Consider the following 16,719-nt stretch of genomic DNA (forward strand, 5'->3'; position numbering starts at 1 on the left):
TGTAGCGACGTTAACAGCCTGGCATACTCGAAACAAATTGGTCCTAGTCTGCGAGGAGAGCCCCATGCCACAACCCGGCGCACAGCTGCGGCGGCCTTCCGGCCTGTCCGGACCGCCCCGCGATCCCGCCCGGGACGCCCGGATCCTGCACGCCGCGACGGAGCTGCTCGCCGAGGGCGGTTACCCGGCCATGACCATGGACAAGGCCGCGGCGCGGGCCGGGGTGGGCAAGGCGACCGTGTACCGACGCTGGCCCTCGCGCGCCGAACTCGCCGCGGAAGCCCTCGGCCACGCCGGACTCACCGACGACGTCGCGCCGGTCATCCTCGGCAGAGGGCACCTGCGCGACGAACTCCTCGCCACCCTGGCCAGCGCCATCGGCAACCAGGACACCTCCCGGGTCGACCTGGTCTCGGCCCTGCTGGACACCGCCCGCCAGGAGCCGGAGCTGTGCGGCCTCATCCGCGTGCGCTACGTCGAGTCCCTGCACCAGGCCCTCGCCGGCGTGCTGGACCAGGCGATGCAGCGTGGCGACCTGCCCTCCCGACCCGACCACCCACAGGGCGGGCACGCGATCGCGGTCTCCGCCGCCATCGCCCTCCTCGTCCACTGGGGATCCATCCACGACCGCCCGCTCGGCGACGAGGACATCGCCCAGATCGTCGACGGCGTCCTCATGCCCCTGCTTCGATAGTCCTTGGACCACGCCGTGCCCGTGCGCGCCAGTGAGCCGTGACGTCGACTTCGACGCGGCGTCGGCTAATTGATCATGCGGGATTCGCTCGATCGACTTCGCCAGTTGCTTCGTTGTCTCGCAGAAACGGTCGCTACCCTGCGGCCAACTATGAAGTTCAGTGTGGCAACTGAAGCGCTCCGTCACAGGATTCGTCCGTGTAATCGGCCGTTTCGGCCAGGGGCCCGCCGACTACTGCGGCCAGGACCCGCCAACCGCCTTGGCCAGAAGGCCCGCGACTGGGCAGAACGCCGACGCTCATCCGCCAACAAGCGTGTCCAGTCACAGTCACGGACAAACTCGGACTGCAAGGGGCTGGCAAGGAGGAATCGGGCGCTTGTCGTCGATGGCAGTCAGACCACGGTCAAGGGGCGCTTCCTCACGGTGGCTCCGGCTCGTGCGCACATCCGCGCGCGGGCCGGACGACCGCCGACCCGGCCGCGTACGGCCGGAGAAACCCGAGGACACGATGACCACCGCACCCGACCCGCACACCCCGCCGGCCCCGGCGGACACCGCTGCGACGGCGAGCCCCGCTCCGAGCCCTGCGACGAGCCCCGCTCCCAGCCCCGCAGCTTCCAGCCGCCGACTGACGGTTGTTGCTGATCAGACCCCCGATTCGCCTGCCCCGGCCGGTTGCAACTCCTCTTCTGCAGGTACTGATGTGCCTGGAGAAGCGTCCCGGGCCCGGAAGGCCGCGGCGACGAAGGCCGGCGCGGACCTCTGCGGCGAGGTCCTGCTCACCCTCGCCCAGTTGCGCTTGGCCACACCCCGCCAGCTCAAGGCGCTGCTGCTGCCCCATCAGCTGGACACCGACCATGTCCGCCGCGCGCTGCGCAACCTGCTCGCCGAATCCCCGGCCCTGGTCGGCCGAACCCACCGCGCCCAGCAGAGCTACTGGTACTGCACCCCGGCAGGTCTCGCCGAAGCCGCCGCCTCCGGTGAGCTCGCGCCGACGACCGGCCGGACCACGGGCAAGCGCATCGCGGCCAGCAAGACGGGCCTGCGCGAGCACGGCCTCGCCCTGGTCGACACCGTCACCGCCTTCCACCAAGCGGAGATGGCCGACCACGCCGACTGGAGGGTGGAAGTTCCCCACCCCACCCTGGCCGGGAACCTCCTGCCCGACGCCGTGGCGCTCCTGGCCGACGGCTCCAGCGCGTTCGTGGAGATCGACCGCACCATGTCCTACGCCCGCCTGCTCGCCAAGCTGGAGCGCTACGACGCTTACCGCGGCGCCCCCGCGTCCGGGCGCGGAAACGCAGCCCGCGCCCCGCGCAGCCACTGGCAGGAGACTTACGCCGGGCCGTCGCTGGAGCGGCCCTTCCCACCACTGCTGTTCGTCTTCGCCCCCGCCCCGCGTCGCGCGGCCCCGGACACGAGGGAGGCCACCTTCCACGACCGTGCCTGGCCGAACTGGCGGATCACCGTGGCGACGACGACCCTGCACCGACTCACCCACGACGGGGCCGACCGGCCCGTGTGGCGGGTCGTCGGCCACGGTGAGGACCGGCGGGCGCTGACCTCATTGCCCAAGCCGCGGTGAGCGCAGCGGGCCCGGCTTCCGGCCAGGCCGGGCCCGTTCCTGAAGCCCCGCCGCCCCTCAGCGCAGCGCACTGCCGCCACTGGGGGAGCGGGCAAGCCTGAGGGGACACTGGGCAAGCCCCGCCTGGTGGCTTGCCCACCCGGCCGGGGCCGGGCGGCGTCGGTCCTGGTCACCTCGCCGGAGCCTCCCGGCGAGGGCTGCGCCTGACCGATGACCGATGGCCATGACCGGTGACCGGTGACCGGTCGGCAGGGGGTTGCATGGATCGGTCACGCTGCTGACGTGCGGTTTGACCGATGGCGTCGGTCGGTCAGCAGATGACCGGTCAAGGCACTCGGTCACCTTGCCGGGCAAGCCGGAGGGCCGTTGGGCAAGCCATGACGCGGCAGGCTTGCCCGGCTGGAGAGGTCCAGCCGGCCGCGCGGCCACCGAACGCACGGCACGCGGGAGGGGCGGGTCGGTGCTGGTGGTCTGCCGTGGTGAGTGTCTGGACCACTCACCACGGCAGATGTCCGCCCGATCAGTCGGACCGTCGGCGGACCAGGCGCTGTGTGCCCCGGGGGAGGGAGGTGCCGCCCGGCGACCACAGCGAGGCGGGCGCTCTACCGTCCGGCAGCTGAGCGTCCACGCACCCATTCTTTCGCTCGCCGCAGTGGCCTGGGCCGATGACGCGCGGGCACGACGCGTATCCGCATTTCGGCTGCTGTCGCAGGCCGTTGTCAGTGGGGCCAGGCGGCGGGCCTGCTTTGTCTTCGCCAGCCAGTCGCCGGCCCGCCGCTGACCTCCGCAGCCGCTCGGAAGGTGGTGTCACCGCACCGACCCAGGGCACCGCGGGGCGCTACGCCGGCAGAGCGAGTGAAGACGCAGCAGAACCAATGTGCCGTCGATCGCTGACTTGATGGTGGTGGCGCGCCCGAGGTCCCCTGTCGGCCGTCGGTGGGCGGGGGCCGTGTCGGGTCTGAGCTGGCGGCGGCGGGGAGGCCCGCGAGTGGTTACGCGGCGAGCGCGGTCTGCAGGGTGGGGTAGATCCGCAGGATGGTGTCGGCGCCGACGATGCTGAACAGCCGGCTGACGGCGGTGGAGGGCGCGGCGATCCGCAGGTCGGTGCGGTGGTGGGTGGCGAGTATGAGTTTCAGGAACATGGAGTCGGCGAACGTGATGCCGTTCGCGTCCAGGACGACGATGGTGTGGCAGGCGACCGCGGTCTCGATCTCGGCTTCCAGGGGCGCGAGCGTGGTGATGTCGAATTCACCAGTGGGAGCGATCACCGGCGGCGGTCCGGCCCGGGAACAGTCGGGAGCATCAGAGGTCATCCGGTCATTGTCCCAGTTCACACCCCAGGCAGACAGTGGACCCGTGGCCCAACTCTTGCCACCCGGCAACCGTCGGCAGGCGCTCCCCACGCCCCCGTCGGCCCAGAGGCGGCTGAACGTGTGGCCCACGGCAGGCCGGCGGGGGGGAACCCTTGCGCGGACGTCCCGCCGGCCTGCGTGGTCGGGTGTCTCCCATGACACACCGCAGCGCAGGCGCCCCAGGCCCACTCGGGACACCAGCACCCCAACCATCTAGCCCCACGCCCGGACCGCGGGGGTGCCATGCAGGGCAGAGGCGCCACGCCACCTCATCGGACGCGCGGTGCGAGAAGTCGCGTGCGGCTCACGCCCGGTCGGCCCGCCGCTGCCTGTAAGAGGCACCTGGGTGGGCAAGCCCGATGGATGTCGCACAGCGACACCTCTAATTCGTAAGCAATTGGAGGTTCTGGATCTCTGGCGGGCCCAGGGCGGCGTGTTCGCCTGGGCAGGACGTGCGTGGTCCGGTCGGTGCCGTGGTGACCTTTACGAAACCTCCGACCGCGCGAGGTCTGTGCAAAGACCGGCGGCGCCGTGGTGCCGGCAGGTCCCTGCACGTTCTGCCCGCACGGGCCCGTCGGGTTCGAGATCCTGACGGTGGTGCGTCGCCGTGAGCCTGGGGACGATGACGCGTTCGAACCGTCGCGGGGATAGGACCAGCTTGCCTTCGGTGCCACATGCCGGAGAAAAATGGTTGAGCCTCGGGTGACCAAGTGGCAGCGGCACCGATCTGGCCGCGCGCCTGCCGCGCACCCCATGGGCGGCAGGCCAGGTGGAACAGGACGCAACCTGGCTGCCGCGCTTGGCCCCTCAGTTGCCACTGGCCGTTCCCGAGCCGGTGGCAATCGGGAATCCCGGCGAGGGCTATCCGTTCAGCTGGGGGGTGTACCGGTGGCTGGACGGCGAGGCGTTCCAGCTTGATCTTCTAAGTGATCCCGCTCAAGCGGCGGCGGATCTTGCCGGGTTCATCTGCAGCCTGCAGTCGGTTGACACGACCGGGGCACCGGCTCCGGCAGAGGATCCGTTCAGCCGCGGCACTGCGCTGGCACCGCGCGATGCCCTGTTCCGCGAGGCGCTGGACGAGCTCCGGGACGAATACGACACCGGGCTGGTGCTCGCGGCGTGGGAAGCGTCGTTGGCGGCCGCACCCTGGGGCGGCGCTCCGGTGTGGATCCACGGCGACCTGCTGCCGGGGAACCTGCTCGTGGCCAAGGGCAGGCTGTCCGCAGTCATCGACTTCGCGACGCTGCGGGCCGCCGACCCGGCCGGCGACCTGCTGGCCGCGTGGTACGCATTCACCGGCGAGTCACGGCGGGTTTTCCGCGACGGACTGGGTGTCGGTGATGACACCTGGGCCCGCGGACGCGGCTGGGCCCTTTCTCTTCAGCTGATCTCGATCCCGTACTACCGGAAGCGGAACCCTGACGCTGTGCGCCAACCTTCGCAAGTGATCGCCGATACCCTCGCCGACTTCGCCGCCGAAGGCTAGCCCTGGAACAGGCCGTGCCAACGAGGTCGACAGCCGACACACGGCCCCTGGGCTGCACAGGCGCCGCGCCACCTCATTGGACGCGCGCGGCGAGCCTGCTGCCGCCGGCGAATTCCCGGCTTGATTCACAGCGATGTCATCAGCCGCGTTTTGAGGTTAGGAGTCGCGGCGAAATTTCCTGCGCCCATGCCTGTATTCAGAAATCAGCGCGTCGGCATTTTCGTAGGATGGGGCGGTTTGCGGGTTCAAGCCTGCTGACTGTCCTCCCTCCTCTTGCCAGGCGCTCAACAATTGCGCTTGCTGTTCCTTGGGTAGATTCTCCACCCAATTCCGGTTGTCCGAGGAAAGGTGGTCGAGGAAGGGTTCCATCGGGAGCGGCATCTGTGCCCCAATCTTTGTGATTGTTATCGATATTCAGTGGCGGGCCGGACGGGCGGGGTGCCTGCTGCAACCTTCGCTTCCTCATCCTTACCCGGGTAGCGACGCGCGCCGTTGCGGTGCTTGAATCACTCCACCAGACCGGGGCCGATTGCTGGGGACGGTGGCTCGCCACGAGGCTTGGCCCGTGAGTCAACCTGCGTAGAGGGCTATCAGCCCTTTGACGGACACCCGCCACGGTTTTCTGTGGCAGAAGCGATGCGGGGGGTAATGGTGGTGGTCGAGTCGAGGCGGTAGCCGACGCCCCAGATCGTGCGGATCAATTCGGGGTGGGCCGGATCGGACTCTACCTTCCCGCGGAGGCGGCGGATATGGACGGTCACGGTCGATAGGTCTCCGAAAGTCCAGCCCCAGACCCCGCACATCAGCTCCTGTCGCGTGAATGCCTGTCCTGGGTGGCGTACGAGGAATTCCAGTAGATCGAATTCTCGTGCGGTGAGGGTCAGGGCATGGCCCCGCAGCGTTGCGTGTCTGGCCGTGGGATCGAGGACGAGCTCCCCTGTTGAGAGAAGTGCGGGGCGTCTCGGGGATGTTGCAGCCGCTCCCACGCGGCGTAGAACGGCATTGACGCGCAGAACGAGTTCGCGGGGGCTGAACGGCTTGGTCACGTAGTCATCGGCCCCCGCCTCGAGGCCACGGAGGCGGTCACTTTCGGTGTCGAGCGCTGTCAGCATGATGATAGGCAACGGTGGCCCGTGCTGCCGTATGAGGCGGCAGACCTCGAATCCGTCCAGGCCCGGGAGCAGAGGATCCAGGACGGCCAGAGCCGGGCGGCGAGCGGCGTACTGAGCAAGCGCGGCCGGCCCGGTCGCTGCCAGTGCCACTTCATACCCGGCACGTGTCAAGTGTTCCGTAACTGTCTCCGCGACTGTGGGGTCGTCGTCGACAACGAGTACGTAGCTGCGGGCGGGGGGCCATGCGCAGGCGGCGGTGTCTGCGGTGACACCACAGCCGGTAGCGCAGCAACTCCCGGGGTGACTGCGTCCGCGGTGCGTTGCCGTTTCGGGAGGGGCGGGAGATGCCTCACCGGCGGGGACGGGCGACAGTGGGGGCGAAGTCATCTGCGTGTCATCACCTTGGCATTCACATCCGTATCGGCCATCCGTGGCCGCGCCTTCATTGCTACCGCACCAGGCTGAGGAATGCTCTGGAGCAACGCCGGAGGTAGGGCTCGATGCTGCTGGTCATAGCGAAGGGCCGGTTACGGCCCCTGCCCCTGTTCCGGCACGGTGTGCTGGAGCGGGGCGTGGGCGCCCGAGAAGATGTGGGGACAGGCCGTTGGTCACGCCCTCGCTCCCAGGCAGTCGCGAAGCCGGATCATTCCGTCTCGCAGGCGGGTCTTGACCGTGCCCAGCGGCACGGAGAGCAACTGGGCGATCTCCTTGTAGGTGAACCCTCCGTAGTAGGCGAGGACGACCGACTCGCGCTGGATGTCGGTGAGTCCGCGGATGCAGCGGCGCACCCGCTGCCACTCCATGCGGGCCTCCACCTGCTCGCTCACCTCGTCGAAGGGGGTGGCCGTGACCAGGGCCGCGGCTCTGCGCTCGCGGTCCTGGCTCGCCTGCGAGGCGCGCACCCGGTCGACGGCCCGCCGGTGGGCCAGGGTCATGATCCACGTCATCGCGCTGCCGCGTTCGGGCCGGAAGCGCTTGGAGGTGCGCCACACCTCCAGCAGCACGTCCTGGGTGACCTCCTCCGACTGCGCGGAGTCCCGCAGGACCCGGCGCACCAGGCCCGTGACCGGACCGGCGACGGTGTCGTACACCTTCGCGAAGTCGTCCCGGTTGCCCGCGGCGGCGGAGACCATCAGCTGGTCCAGGTCGGGCTGGTGCCGGACGTCCTCTCCGCGGTCGACGGAACGCACCCGGGGTCCTCGCTGACTTCTCGACGGTACGGGCACCGCGACAGGCCAGGCCGCGGCGCACGGCACTGATCACACGGCCGAAAGGCTGGGGCCGCCTCACCAATGTAGACACCGTGCCTGCGGCCGGACTTCATATGGCCAGCCAAACGGTGGATACCGCCCGGTAAGAGGTCGGGTAGCGCATACGGGCCAGCTCGACCACGTCAGCGAGCACGGCGCTAGCATCGGGCGCACATCAAGCTTGGTGCTGGGGTGCAGCCGGGAAGCGCACCGCCCTCGACCCCAAGCCCGGCTAGGGCAGATCCGCCGTGACGAACTCGCCCTGCGCTACGCCTCAGGCTCACGCCATCGGCCAAGCGAGCCGGGTCACATCCGCTGCTACTTGAGGCTGCCGATCATGCCGCCGCCGGTGTCCATGCCACCCCGGGGTGTGGGCCGGCCCTGGTCCAGGGGCAGGGCGACGTCGAAGACCTGCCGGCCGCTGGGAAAGGTACCGAGGCGCTTGGCCGTGCCGTTGAGGACGTTGACGCGGTAGAAGCCGTAGGTACCGTTGGTCTTCAGGGCGGCGAAGCCTTGGTTGGTGCCGGTTTTGGGTGTGTAGTAGATGTCGAAGCCGGCGGAGGGCCCGGCGTTGACGCCGAGGCTGCCTGTGGGGGCGAGGGTGCCGGCGTTGGCGGGGGACTGCAGGGAGACGCGGTCGTTGGTGGTGTCGATGTCGAACAGCGTCGTCGCGGTCGCGGTGTTGAGATCGTTGTTGGTGTAGGCGGCGCCGGTGACGCCGAGCGCGGTGGTGGGCGTCGTCGACGGCGGTACTGCGGGGTTGGTCAGTGTGCCGTCGACTGTGGTGGTGCGCGGGGCGGCGGGGTCGTCGATGTTGTGGCGCAGGTTCTGGCCGGTGTCGCTGATGACGCGCAGCCGGTTGGCGGCCGGGTTGAAGTCGACGCCGAAGTCCTTGCCCTGCAACGCCACCGTCAGCTGAGAGACTTTCCTGGCCCTCGCGTCGTTGCTGAGGGTGTAGATGCCGCCCCTGTCGCCGACCCCGTACAGCTTGCCGTTCTGGACCCGGAAGTCGATTCCGACCAGCTTGCGGTCGCCTTGGAGGCCGCGTACCTGGCCGCGCGAACGTGTCGAGGAGGGTGCGTCGACGGAGAAGCTGACGAGCCGCTGGTCGACGGTGAGCCCCACGGCCCGGAGACCCTCCGAGGTGTCCTCGTCCGCCGCCGCCACGGACACGGCGGTCCCAGCCAGGGCGAGCGCCAGGGCAGGGGCGAGTATGGCTGTACGCATGTGCTGCTCCAGGGATCCACGCCCGGACCGAACGCCAGGCACCCTGTGACGTAAACATAATTATGCGATCACAGCACGTTACGGACGGCATTCGTGCGTTTCCTGTGCCACGGGTTTGTCGACCAAGGCCATCCTGAGGGGCACGGCGTGGGGCCCTTGGCCGGCAGCGGCGTAGGGCCCCACATGGCGCTGCGGGTCCGGGGAGGTGGATTCGCGCACCGTCAGGACCAACGGTTCAGTGCCCTCGGAGTCACGGTTGCGAGGCGGTAATCACTACTACAGCTTTGACGCGGCGACCGGACCGGCCCTCTGCCGCCTTTCAGCTGGTAGGTCCGTTTCAGTGGTGGCCCTCGCCGCGGCCGCTTCCGGTGGACAGCAGCGTGTAGAGGTCCCGGACGTGGAGGTCTAGGAGGTGGCGGCGAGGTGGGCGAAGACGACGAGGTTTTCGGTGTAGTCCTTGGCGCTTCGGTCGTAGTCGCCGGCGCAGGTGATGAGGCGGATCTGCGCGTCGGGGGTGTTCTTGTAGACGCGGTCGTTGGGGAAGTCGTCCTTGGGGAAGGTCTCGACGCTGTCCACGCGGAAGGTGGCGGTGGTTCCGTCGTCGCGGTGGATGTTGAAGCGGCTGTTGGTGTCCAGCTCGCTGAGTTCGGCGAAAACCGCGGGGGAGGTGGCCGTGTCGACGTGGCCGGCCACGACTGAGGTACCGCGCTCTCCCGGTGAAGGGCCATCCGCGAACCAGCCCACGAGGTTCACGTCGTCGGCGGGTGGCGCGTCCAGAGCCCCCGATGAGCCGATCTCGAGGTCGGTGAAGGGCGCGTCGATCTGCAGCTGAGGAATCTGCAGACGGAGGGGCTCCGCGCGCAGCATCGACAGCTCCACCGGCGGTCGTGGGCTCGGTGAGGTGTGTGGCAGGGCGGGGGAGTGGGCCTGGCTGGGCAGCGGGGCGGGCGCCGAGACGGTCTGGGGCGAAAGGCTGGTGATCAGGCTGACCAGCACAACCGCGAGCGCTACGGGCCACAGCAGTACCAGTCCGACACCATGGGAGACCCGGCTGGTCCAGTATTTCCGCAGGCCAGGCAACCGTGGGAGCACGAACCCTCCTCTCAGTCTTGATGTGTGGGCGCTGTAATCCATGGAGGTTGTGGCCGCCTCGGAGCCGGAGGCGGTCACAACCTCGCTATGTGTGCGCGCACTGTCCTGGTCAGGCCGTGGGGGCGTTCATGCCGCGGCGGCGCAGCATGTAGGCGCCGGCTCCAAGGCCGCCGAGCAGCAGCACACTCCCGGCCGCCATCCCGCTGGCAGACGTAGCCACCCCGCCGCCACCGGTGTCCATACCGCCGCGGGGCTTCTCGTGCCCGTAGCCGCCCGACTCCTCATAGCCATCCTTGTCGTGATCCTTCTCGTAGCCGTCCTTCTTCGACTCGTCGTCCTTGGACTCGTTGTCCTTGTCCTTGGACCAGTCGTCCTCGTTCAGGGCAGCGAGGGCGCCGCCGCCGGTGTGCATGCCGCCGCGGGGCTCGTCGTACTCCCCGTCCTTGTCGTGGTCCTTCTCGTAGCCGTCCTTCTTCGACTCGTCGTCCTTGTCCTTGGACCAGTCGTCCTCGTTGACGGCCGCGAGGGCGCCGCCGCCGGTGTGCATCCCACCGCGGGGCTCGTCGTACTTCCCGCCCTTGTCGTAGTCGTGGTGCTCGCTGCTGTACGAGGAGTCGTCCTTGTCCGAGTCGCCGGCCCAGGCGCCGGGTGCGGCGATCGCGAGGGCGGCCGTGGCGGTGGCCGTGGCGAGGAGAATGCGAGCAGAGCGCATCGTTGAATCCTTTCGTCGCGGCTGTGTCAGCTGACGAGTTGTCGGCTTGTGCGTCCACAACGGCAACGTGAACAACCGTCAGTGCCCCGCATTCGCTGCGCCACTTGGACTGGTGCTTACGAGGAGACGCCTACGCCGGTTGGAAAGTGGCGGTGGGCTGACCACACTTGATTCCACACCGCAGACGGTTTGGGCGGGAGCGGCATCGCGACCGTGCTGATCCCGGCGGCAGGGGGTGGGTTTTCCCACTCTGACAAGCACGGGCATGCTCAGCCCTGCCGTGACCTGCGTCCTGCCCGCGGTGTCGGGGCGTGTCAGGCGAATGAGCCGGGTGAGGGCGGTCGTCGCCGACCTCTTTGTGCTGCCGCGACTTCCGGGAGGTGAAAGGGTTCCCGTCCCGGAGGTCGCAGCTTGTCAGCACTGTCCAGCGGTAGGCAGGACTGGGTGGTAACTGACGTCACCTTCTCACTCCGATCGGCCCCGTGGCGGAGAGGCGCGCGGGACTCCAGGTCTGGTTTTGCCGCACCGGCCCAGGCGTGGTGCCAGAGTCTTGACCACTGCTTCGAACTTGCGCAGAGGCCGGAGCCCGCTCACAGCATGCAGAAGGTGCAACTCCTGCTCGGCCCATGCGCCAAATGCACGGCCGACATTCATTTCGTTGCTGCGCGCTTGGGCTGGAGAGGGTCGCGGCCGTGTCACGGCCGACGTGGGCGATCCGGGCGTCAGTATGAGGCATGGATGACAACGGCACTGGCTGGGAGCCCACCGACGTCCGGGGCCTGGAGGTCCGCAGCGATGGGACGGCGTTTATCGCCATAAGGCTGCACGGCTGGGAAGCACTGCTGCCGCTCTCCGTGGTTCAGGACGCCACTGTGCCTGCGGAGCAGTCTCTGCCTCCCCGCTGTGACGATGCCGTGGGCTGCGGCATACACGCCTGGCTTCGTCCAACCACGTTTTGAGCGAGGCCGTTCAGGGGACTCGTGGCGATGGGTGGGCGCGTCGATGGGCTCGAGGGAGATGAAACCGCATGGTGAAAGAAGGCTGTCGCATCTAGGCGGCGGCACTCACCTTTTGCGGGAGACTTCATGTTCAAGTTCGGAAGCGCGGCAGTTCTGACCGCTGCCGCAGGCGCCCTGGTGTTCGCAGGCGCGGGCGCGGCCAGTGCCGACGCCGGCGCGCAGGGGTTTGCCTACGGCTCCCCGGGCGTTCTGTCCGGCAACGTCGTCCAGGTCCCGATCCACGTGCCGATCAACGCGTGCGGCAACTCCGTGAACGTCATCGGTCTGCTGAACCCGACCTTCGGGAACACCTGCATCAACGGCGGCTACGACCGCTACGACGCCGGCAAGGGCCACGACGACGGCAAGGGCCACGACGGCTACGACGACGGCAAGGGCCACGACGACGGCAAGGGCCACGAGGACGACAAGGGTGACGACTACGGCTACTCCGAGGGCGACAAGTAAGTAGCACCTGCCGAGGTCCCTTTCCCCTCCGGCTGGGCTGCTCGGGGCTCAGCCGGGCGGGCGGCGGAACGCTAATGCCTCACAGGGCGTCCGTACCGTGCACCTACTTGCGGGCGCCTGATCAGCCGACAGGCAGTCGCCGCCCTGTGCGGCGTTTCGGCTCCGCCACAGGGTCGAGAATGCCGGACAGCCAGATCACCACGTCCATGCTGAGAGCTGTTTCTCATTGGGCACGGCCCCGACGATGCGGCGATGGACCGTCTATCCGGCTTCCGTCACGAGCCGGCCGTCGGTCCACCCGTTCATCGTCGGGGCGCACAGGTGTACCCACCCACGACCAGGTCAACGACGCCACGGCCTCGTTCGTTGCGGCGGGAGGCTGCCGGGCCGGAAGGGGGACCAACAAGACCCGCCGGTCCGGCAGCCTCAGTGGCCGGGCAGGCTTCGAGGCCGCCGGCCGGTACAGCGGGCGCGGGCCGTGGGGCGAACACCGCACCACGCTGGTCTCTGCCAACCGAGTAAATGGCGGTTGCCGACAGTATGTCCCACTTGCGGTCCTGCCATCCGGGCACGACACGCCTACCCCGCCGAAGAAGCAGAAGGCCAGGAAGAGGCGCCAAGAGGAAGTCGTCGGCTTCCTGCGCGGACCGCGGGCAGCCGATGAGGTGATCCCGGCCCACCTTCCCGCGTGGCACCGAAGCACCTCCCAGCGAGAGTGCGAGATTTGAACCAGAGCTGCGCCGTGCGGTCAGGAACGGCGTCAGCTCATGGCTACCGGACCGGTGTTCCAGACCACTTCCCCTGTAGCCGCCACGGCAGGTCGATGGGACGTACCTCAGTGAAGGGGTTCTTCCCCGGCCTGCCGGGTGCGTTCAGGGCGGGCCAGATGGCAGGTCAGGGAGTGACTTCGCCGGTCATTCCCTGGCCTGCCACGGCCACCGCGGCTTCCGGGCAGTGGTGCGAACACCGCCCGGAGAGACCGCGGAGGACTGCGCCAGGGACGAAAGGATTGGCACAGCTGGCTCCCACTTTCCCGCCCCGCGCCGATTTTGTAATGGTGCCGCGCCAGGACGTTTTCTGATGTTTCTGGACCTCTGAGGTGTGGTTGAGGGTGGGGCAGATCCGCAGCTGCCGATGCTGCGGAACAGTCGGCTGATGGCGGGCGACGACGTAGTGATGCGCAGGTCGGTGCGGCGGCAGATGGCGCGCCTGAGGAACGTGGAGTCGCCGAAGGTGATGCTGCTTGCATCCAGGACGACGCCGGCGTGCTGAGCGACAGCAGCATCGAATTTCAGCCTCCACGGCAGCAGGGAGTCCATGTCGAGCTCACCGGTGGGGGAGAGCACGAGCACACCGTGGACCGGGTGTGGGGGTTCATCAGTTGTCATCGGGCAATCGTTTCCGCGCGGGTGTTCGCTACTCTTCGGCGCCCCCGGAACTGGAGTAGTCGGCATCACGGGGCCACCCGGCGACCTCCCGGTGGCGCCCTGCTCCAGCGAAGACGAGCTCAGAGCTTGTCTGCACGGATGATGACGAGCCTTTCACGCCTACGCTCGGCTGCAGAGACCAGGCCCCGTTCCTTCAACCAGTTCATCCGTGTCCGCATAATCGGCCCGAAGGGGACGGAGGCATGGTCGATGACTGAAGCCTTCAGCCCACCCATGACAAGTTGACGCACAGTCTCCTCAGGGCGGTTGAGTTCCGAGTGCACCAGCAGCAGAAGGCCTCCAGGCCGGAGGGCAGCCGGGGCGGCATCGCAAATCCGGTCAAGCAGAGCACGGCCGTCGCAGCCCGCGTTCCACGCTCTGCTCGCCCCCCGCCGAGGTACTCGCGGATCAGGTGAGGGAACGTAGGGCGGGTTGCTGACGACAGCGTCGAAGCGACGGCCGGGATACGCCGAGAAAAGGTCGCCTCTTCGAACGGCGACCTGGAGCCCGGCGACCGAAGCGTTCACACGAGCGGAGATCACCGCCCGGCGGCTGATATCTACCGCGGTGACCTGCGCACCGAGACGGGCTGCGTGCAGAGCCACGGACCCGCTGCCCGTGCACAGATCCAGCACCTCCATGCCCGACCCGATGCCCTCACGTCGCATAGCGGCCGCGAGGAAAGAACTATCTGCCTGCGCCCGGTAGACACCGGGCAGTCTCAGAACTCTGCTGGGCCGTGCCCAGGCCTCAGTCCTCGCCGCTGCAGTGACCCGCATGCTTGCGCCACCCTTTCAATGACCCCTCACCACTTTTACCGCACACGGGCAACATGCCACTGGAGCCTCGTCGATGAGCAGGTTTCCCGTTGACCGATGCGACCACCCCGAAAACCAGGGCGTTTGAGCGTGTCTCACAAGCGGTGAGGCTCAGGCGGGTGAGTCGGGAATGTGAAAGACCGCTGTGCCACCCCATCGGCGCCGGGGCTTGAACATGGGCCGGAATTTGAAACCGTGGGCTGACCAGCCCCTCGTCCCGCACGGAAACGTGGTGAGTTTCCGATCCGGCACCTCACCACACCACCGGCGGCAGCACCAGTTGCGGAGACCGCCTGGGGCGCGCAGCCTGAAAGTGGTTCCGCTCATGAACCGAACACGATGGTCCGTGTCCACCACCCCCCGGTGGGCACGGACCATCGTGTTGTGGGGCCGGATGCGGGCGGTTGCGTAGTGGCGTTGCCAGTGCCCTGAGCGTGCCGAGCCGGCAGGCGCGGCGTTGCTCGCTGACCCATGAGTTCAGTGCATACGCGATGCCGTTCTCGCGTTCCGCGACTCCGTCTGCGGTACCTGGGCGTCGCCGGTTTCCTGCACCCATGTGTGCAGGGCGTTGTAGCCGCTCAGCTAAACCTCGGAGCCGGGGTGCAGGATGCGGGTGCGCAGGAAGTGGGCGACATCGCCGGGGTCGCGGGGCAGGGACAACCGCTACAACTCCACGGTGCTGACCGCGTGTTCGCCACGCATCGGAGTGGCTGCAGGCGCGCGGTCATGAACTGCACGGTGCGGGCACACTCCAATTGTCCGTCGCGCATGGTCTCCAGGGTGGCGTGGGTGTCTCAGTGGTCATCGGGTCGGGGATGACGTTCTTGATGAAGCGGATGATGCTGCGGGCGATGCCCAGCACGGCCGTAGTGGGCGAGTCGTGCGTCCCGTCCCGCAGCCGGAAAGCAGGATGCACCGACCTCGTCCAGGGCTAAGGAGTCCGCGTGCGGCTCCCCGCCTCGAGGGACTGGCACCAGTCCCTCCGACCTCGCGCAGGCCCTCTGCCTAAATTCCGGCCGGGACCGGCAACCCTCAGAACTGGTCCCCGCGGTACGTGGACCCTCGGCCCGAGCGGTGCTCGTCGGCGGGGTGGGAGCCGCCCCTGGCATCGTCATTCTCCTCGTACTGGGTGCGGTCGCGATCACCGTGCCCGCGAGCTTCGCCGTCCGCCTCCCTGGCCGGGACCGGCCGGCCGAGCGGCGCCGATGATTGCTGCTGCGGTTTCCGGGCAAACCCCCGCGGCGTGCCCGTGCCAGTTGTGTCTTGTCCGGCAGAGGACGTGTCCACGGGCCGCATATCCTCGGCGTTGCCCCGCCCAGTTGAGTCAGGCATGCTCCGGTCCCGGGCCGCCACGCCATATGGGCGATCGGCCTCGACGCCGCGGCGATCCCGGTCGTCGTCGTACACCGCGTCGCGCTCCTGCTGTTGTTGCCCGTGGCGCTCCTGACGAACGGCCCGGCGCTCGCGGCCCTCCATGATGGCCGATCCGATCAGCATCAGGACACCGCCGAGAAGGGCGAGTCCTATTCCGATGCCGAGCCCGTTGCTCTCCCCGGAGACAGTCAGGCCGCCCTGTGCCTGACCCTGTCGGATCATCCACAGGATGGCGAACCCGAGGGTGATGACTCCGGCGACAAGAACCAGCAATCTCGATCGGAACACCACGCCGAGAAGCGTGAGGACCGCGGCGACCAGGAGAGGCAAGAACATGGACGCGAACAGGCCCGCGCCGGCGTCCGTCACCCCGGCTCCGGTAAAGAGTTCCCCGACCCGGAAGTCCTCACCCAGCCGACCGCTGTACCAACTACGGAAGGGCGCCCAGAGCGCTGCAGCAGCGCCGATGACCGCCAAGATCAGTCCAATGGTGTTGCGGATACCCCGTCCCATGCCGTGACCTCCCGGCGGAATCGGATTGCTGCACGCAGACCCCCGCGTGCCGTATCTCGCCCCCGCCCCACGCTACGCCCGCTGCGTAGGCCACGCCACGCAGTGATGGCCCGCGACCCCCAGTCGCTCGCTCCGGACCCACAACGCTGCCGGTGACGATCACCTCTATTCAACTGATCGCACGCGCCCTCGCTGGGGAACTTTCTGGGTCAGGACCGCCAGTCTCCCCGCGTCCGTCGGCGGTCGTCGCGGATCCGCTCCTGTCGGTCTCGGCGGCGGACGAAGTCCCCCGGTCCGTAATCGCCTTCCAGCAAACGCCCGACCACAAGACCGACGACACCAAGCCCCAGCACGAGCAGGAACGCCCAGAAATCTCCGAAGTACGCGGCGAAACCCAGCGCCATTCCGGCCATCAAGCCGACCATAGCTCTACTCATCACATGCTCCTTCGCTCAAGCAGCGGTCCACTCCCTTCCACCGGACCGGCTGCCGCTCTTCCCCATTCGTCCTCCTGATGGGGCCGGCTTCGCGTCGCCAACCGTGATCTCGTCTTCTGTTCCAGACCGTCATCGGCTCCGGAGCGAAGCCCACGTCTTCCGCACCGCACGGTC

13 protein-coding genes are annotated in these 16,719 nt (G+C 68.3%); 4 read left to right on the forward strand and 9 right to left on the reverse strand.

Going from position 1 to position 16,719, the window contains the following annotated elements; genetic code table 11:
* Positions 1-64: 64 nt before the first annotated feature.
* Positions 65-694 (forward strand): TetR/AcrR family transcriptional regulator, encoded by a 630-nt coding sequence (locus tag ACFYY2_RS31935; RefSeq protein ID WP_388749497.1) that lies wholly within the window; start codon positions 65-67, stop codon positions 692-694.
* Between the two features lie 703 nt (positions 695-1,397).
* On the forward strand, positions 1,398-2,279 hold the full coding sequence (locus ACFYY2_RS31940) for a replication-relaxation family protein (protein ID WP_388749499.1): 882 nt from the start codon (positions 1,398-1,400) through the stop codon (positions 2,277-2,279).
* A 992-nt stretch (positions 2,280-3,271) separates the two neighbouring features.
* Here the strand turns inward: ACFYY2_RS31940 and ACFYY2_RS31945 are convergent.
* Positions 3,272-3,592, reverse strand: coding sequence for an STAS domain-containing protein (locus ACFYY2_RS31945; protein WP_388749501.1), 321 nt, complete (start codon positions 3,590-3,592; stop codon positions 3,272-3,274).
* Positions 3,593-4,358: 766 nt separating this feature from the next.
* On the opposite strand from ACFYY2_RS31945, the gene ACFYY2_RS31950 reads away from it, so the two are divergent.
* Positions 4,359-5,117 carry an aminoglycoside phosphotransferase family protein gene (locus ACFYY2_RS31950; protein WP_388749573.1) on the forward strand — a complete coding sequence of 253 codons (759 nt, stop codon included), beginning with the start codon at positions 4,359-4,361 and terminating at the stop codon, positions 5,115-5,117.
* 590 nt (positions 5,118-5,707) lie between these two features.
* On the opposite strand, the gene ACFYY2_RS31955 is transcribed toward ACFYY2_RS31950, so the two are convergent.
* The 5 genes from ACFYY2_RS31955 to ACFYY2_RS31975 all read right to left on the reverse strand — a co-directional run bounded on the left by ACFYY2_RS31955 (position 5,708) and on the right by ACFYY2_RS31975 (position 10,510).
* Complete coding sequence (locus tag ACFYY2_RS31955) at positions 5,708-6,616, reverse strand: response regulator transcription factor (protein WP_388749503.1); 909 nt, start codon at positions 6,614-6,616, stop codon at positions 5,708-5,710.
* A gap of 221 nt (positions 6,617-6,837) precedes the next feature.
* A complete protein-coding gene (gene sigK / locus ACFYY2_RS31960) occupies positions 6,838-7,419 on the reverse strand; it encodes an ECF RNA polymerase sigma factor SigK (protein ID WP_388749505.1) in 582 nt (193 codons plus the stop codon).
* Between the two features lie 378 nt (positions 7,420-7,797).
* Positions 7,798-8,706: a DUF4394 domain-containing protein gene (locus tag ACFYY2_RS31965; RefSeq protein ID WP_388749507.1), complete on the reverse strand. Its 909-nt coding sequence runs from the start codon at positions 8,704-8,706 to the stop codon at positions 7,798-7,800.
* 405 nt (positions 8,707-9,111) lie between these two features.
* Positions 9,112-9,798 carry a class F sortase gene (locus tag ACFYY2_RS31970; protein ID WP_388749509.1) on the reverse strand — a complete coding sequence of 229 codons (687 nt, stop codon included), beginning with the start codon at positions 9,796-9,798 and terminating at the stop codon, positions 9,112-9,114.
* Between the two features lie 109 nt (positions 9,799-9,907).
* The gene (locus tag ACFYY2_RS31975; RefSeq protein WP_388749511.1) at positions 9,908-10,510 is read right to left on the reverse strand and encodes a hypothetical protein; all 603 of its coding nucleotides are present in this window, start codon (positions 10,508-10,510) and stop codon (positions 9,908-9,910) included.
* Between the two features lie 1,085 nt (positions 10,511-11,595).
* Between ACFYY2_RS31975 and ACFYY2_RS31980 the strand changes: the two genes are divergently transcribed.
* Positions 11,596-11,976 carry a chaplin gene (locus ACFYY2_RS31980; RefSeq protein WP_388749513.1) on the forward strand — a complete coding sequence of 127 codons (381 nt, stop codon included), beginning with the start codon at positions 11,596-11,598 and terminating at the stop codon, positions 11,974-11,976.
* A 1,507-nt stretch (positions 11,977-13,483) separates the two neighbouring features.
* On the opposite strand, the gene ACFYY2_RS31985 is transcribed toward ACFYY2_RS31980, so the two are convergent.
* From ACFYY2_RS31985 to ACFYY2_RS31995, 3 genes are all read right to left on the reverse strand, one after another.
* Positions 13,484-14,182 carry a HemK2/MTQ2 family protein methyltransferase gene (locus ACFYY2_RS31985; protein WP_388749515.1) on the reverse strand — a complete coding sequence of 233 codons (699 nt, stop codon included), beginning with the start codon at positions 14,180-14,182 and terminating at the stop codon, positions 13,484-13,486.
* A 1,071-nt stretch (positions 14,183-15,253) separates the two neighbouring features.
* Positions 15,254-16,108, reverse strand: a complete 855-nt coding sequence (locus ACFYY2_RS31990) for a hypothetical protein (RefSeq protein WP_388749517.1) — start codon at positions 16,106-16,108, stop codon at positions 15,254-15,256.
* A 209-nt stretch (positions 16,109-16,317) separates the two neighbouring features.
* The gene (locus ACFYY2_RS31995) at positions 16,318-16,545 is read right to left on the reverse strand and encodes a hypothetical protein (RefSeq protein ID WP_388749519.1); all 228 of its coding nucleotides are present in this window, start codon (positions 16,543-16,545) and stop codon (positions 16,318-16,320) included.
* Positions 16,546-16,719 lie beyond the last annotated feature (174 nt).

It is taken from the genome of Streptomyces sp. NPDC001822 (assembly GCF_042892135.1).
In the GTDB taxonomy this organism is placed as follows: Bacteria; Actinomycetota; Actinomycetes; order Streptomycetales; family Streptomycetaceae; genus Streptomyces.

Bases quoted from the DNA above. Each gene is read 5' to 3' on its own strand.
- ACFYY2_RS31935 (WP_388749497.1), top strand. From the start codon at position 65: ATGCCACAACCCGGCGCACAGCTGCGGCGGCCTTCCGGCCTGTCCGGA.
- ACFYY2_RS31945 (WP_388749501.1), bottom strand. From the start codon at position 3,592: ATGACCTCTGATGCTCCCGACTGTTCCCGGGCCGGACCGCCGCCGGTG.
- ACFYY2_RS31955 (WP_388749503.1), bottom strand. From the start codon at position 6,616: ATGACTTCGCCCCCACTGTCGCCCGTCCCCGCCGGTGAGGCATCTCCC.
- ACFYY2_RS31965 (WP_388749507.1), bottom strand. From the start codon at position 8,706: ATGCGTACAGCCATACTCGCCCCTGCCCTGGCGCTCGCCCTGGCTGGG.
- ACFYY2_RS31975 (WP_388749511.1), bottom strand. From the start codon at position 10,510: ATGCGCTCTGCTCGCATTCTCCTCGCCACGGCCACCGCCACGGCCGCC.
- ACFYY2_RS31980 (WP_388749513.1), top strand. From the start codon at position 11,596: ATGTTCAAGTTCGGAAGCGCGGCAGTTCTGACCGCTGCCGCAGGCGCC.
- ACFYY2_RS31985 (WP_388749515.1), bottom strand. From the start codon at position 14,182: ATGCGGGTCACTGCAGCGGCGAGGACTGAGGCCTGGGCACGGCCCAGC.
- ACFYY2_RS31990 (WP_388749517.1), bottom strand. From the start codon at position 16,108: ATGGGACGGGGTATCCGCAACACCATTGGACTGATCTTGGCGGTCATC.
- ACFYY2_RS31995 (WP_388749519.1), bottom strand. From the start codon at position 16,545: ATGAGTAGAGCTATGGTCGGCTTGATGGCCGGAATGGCGCTGGGTTTC.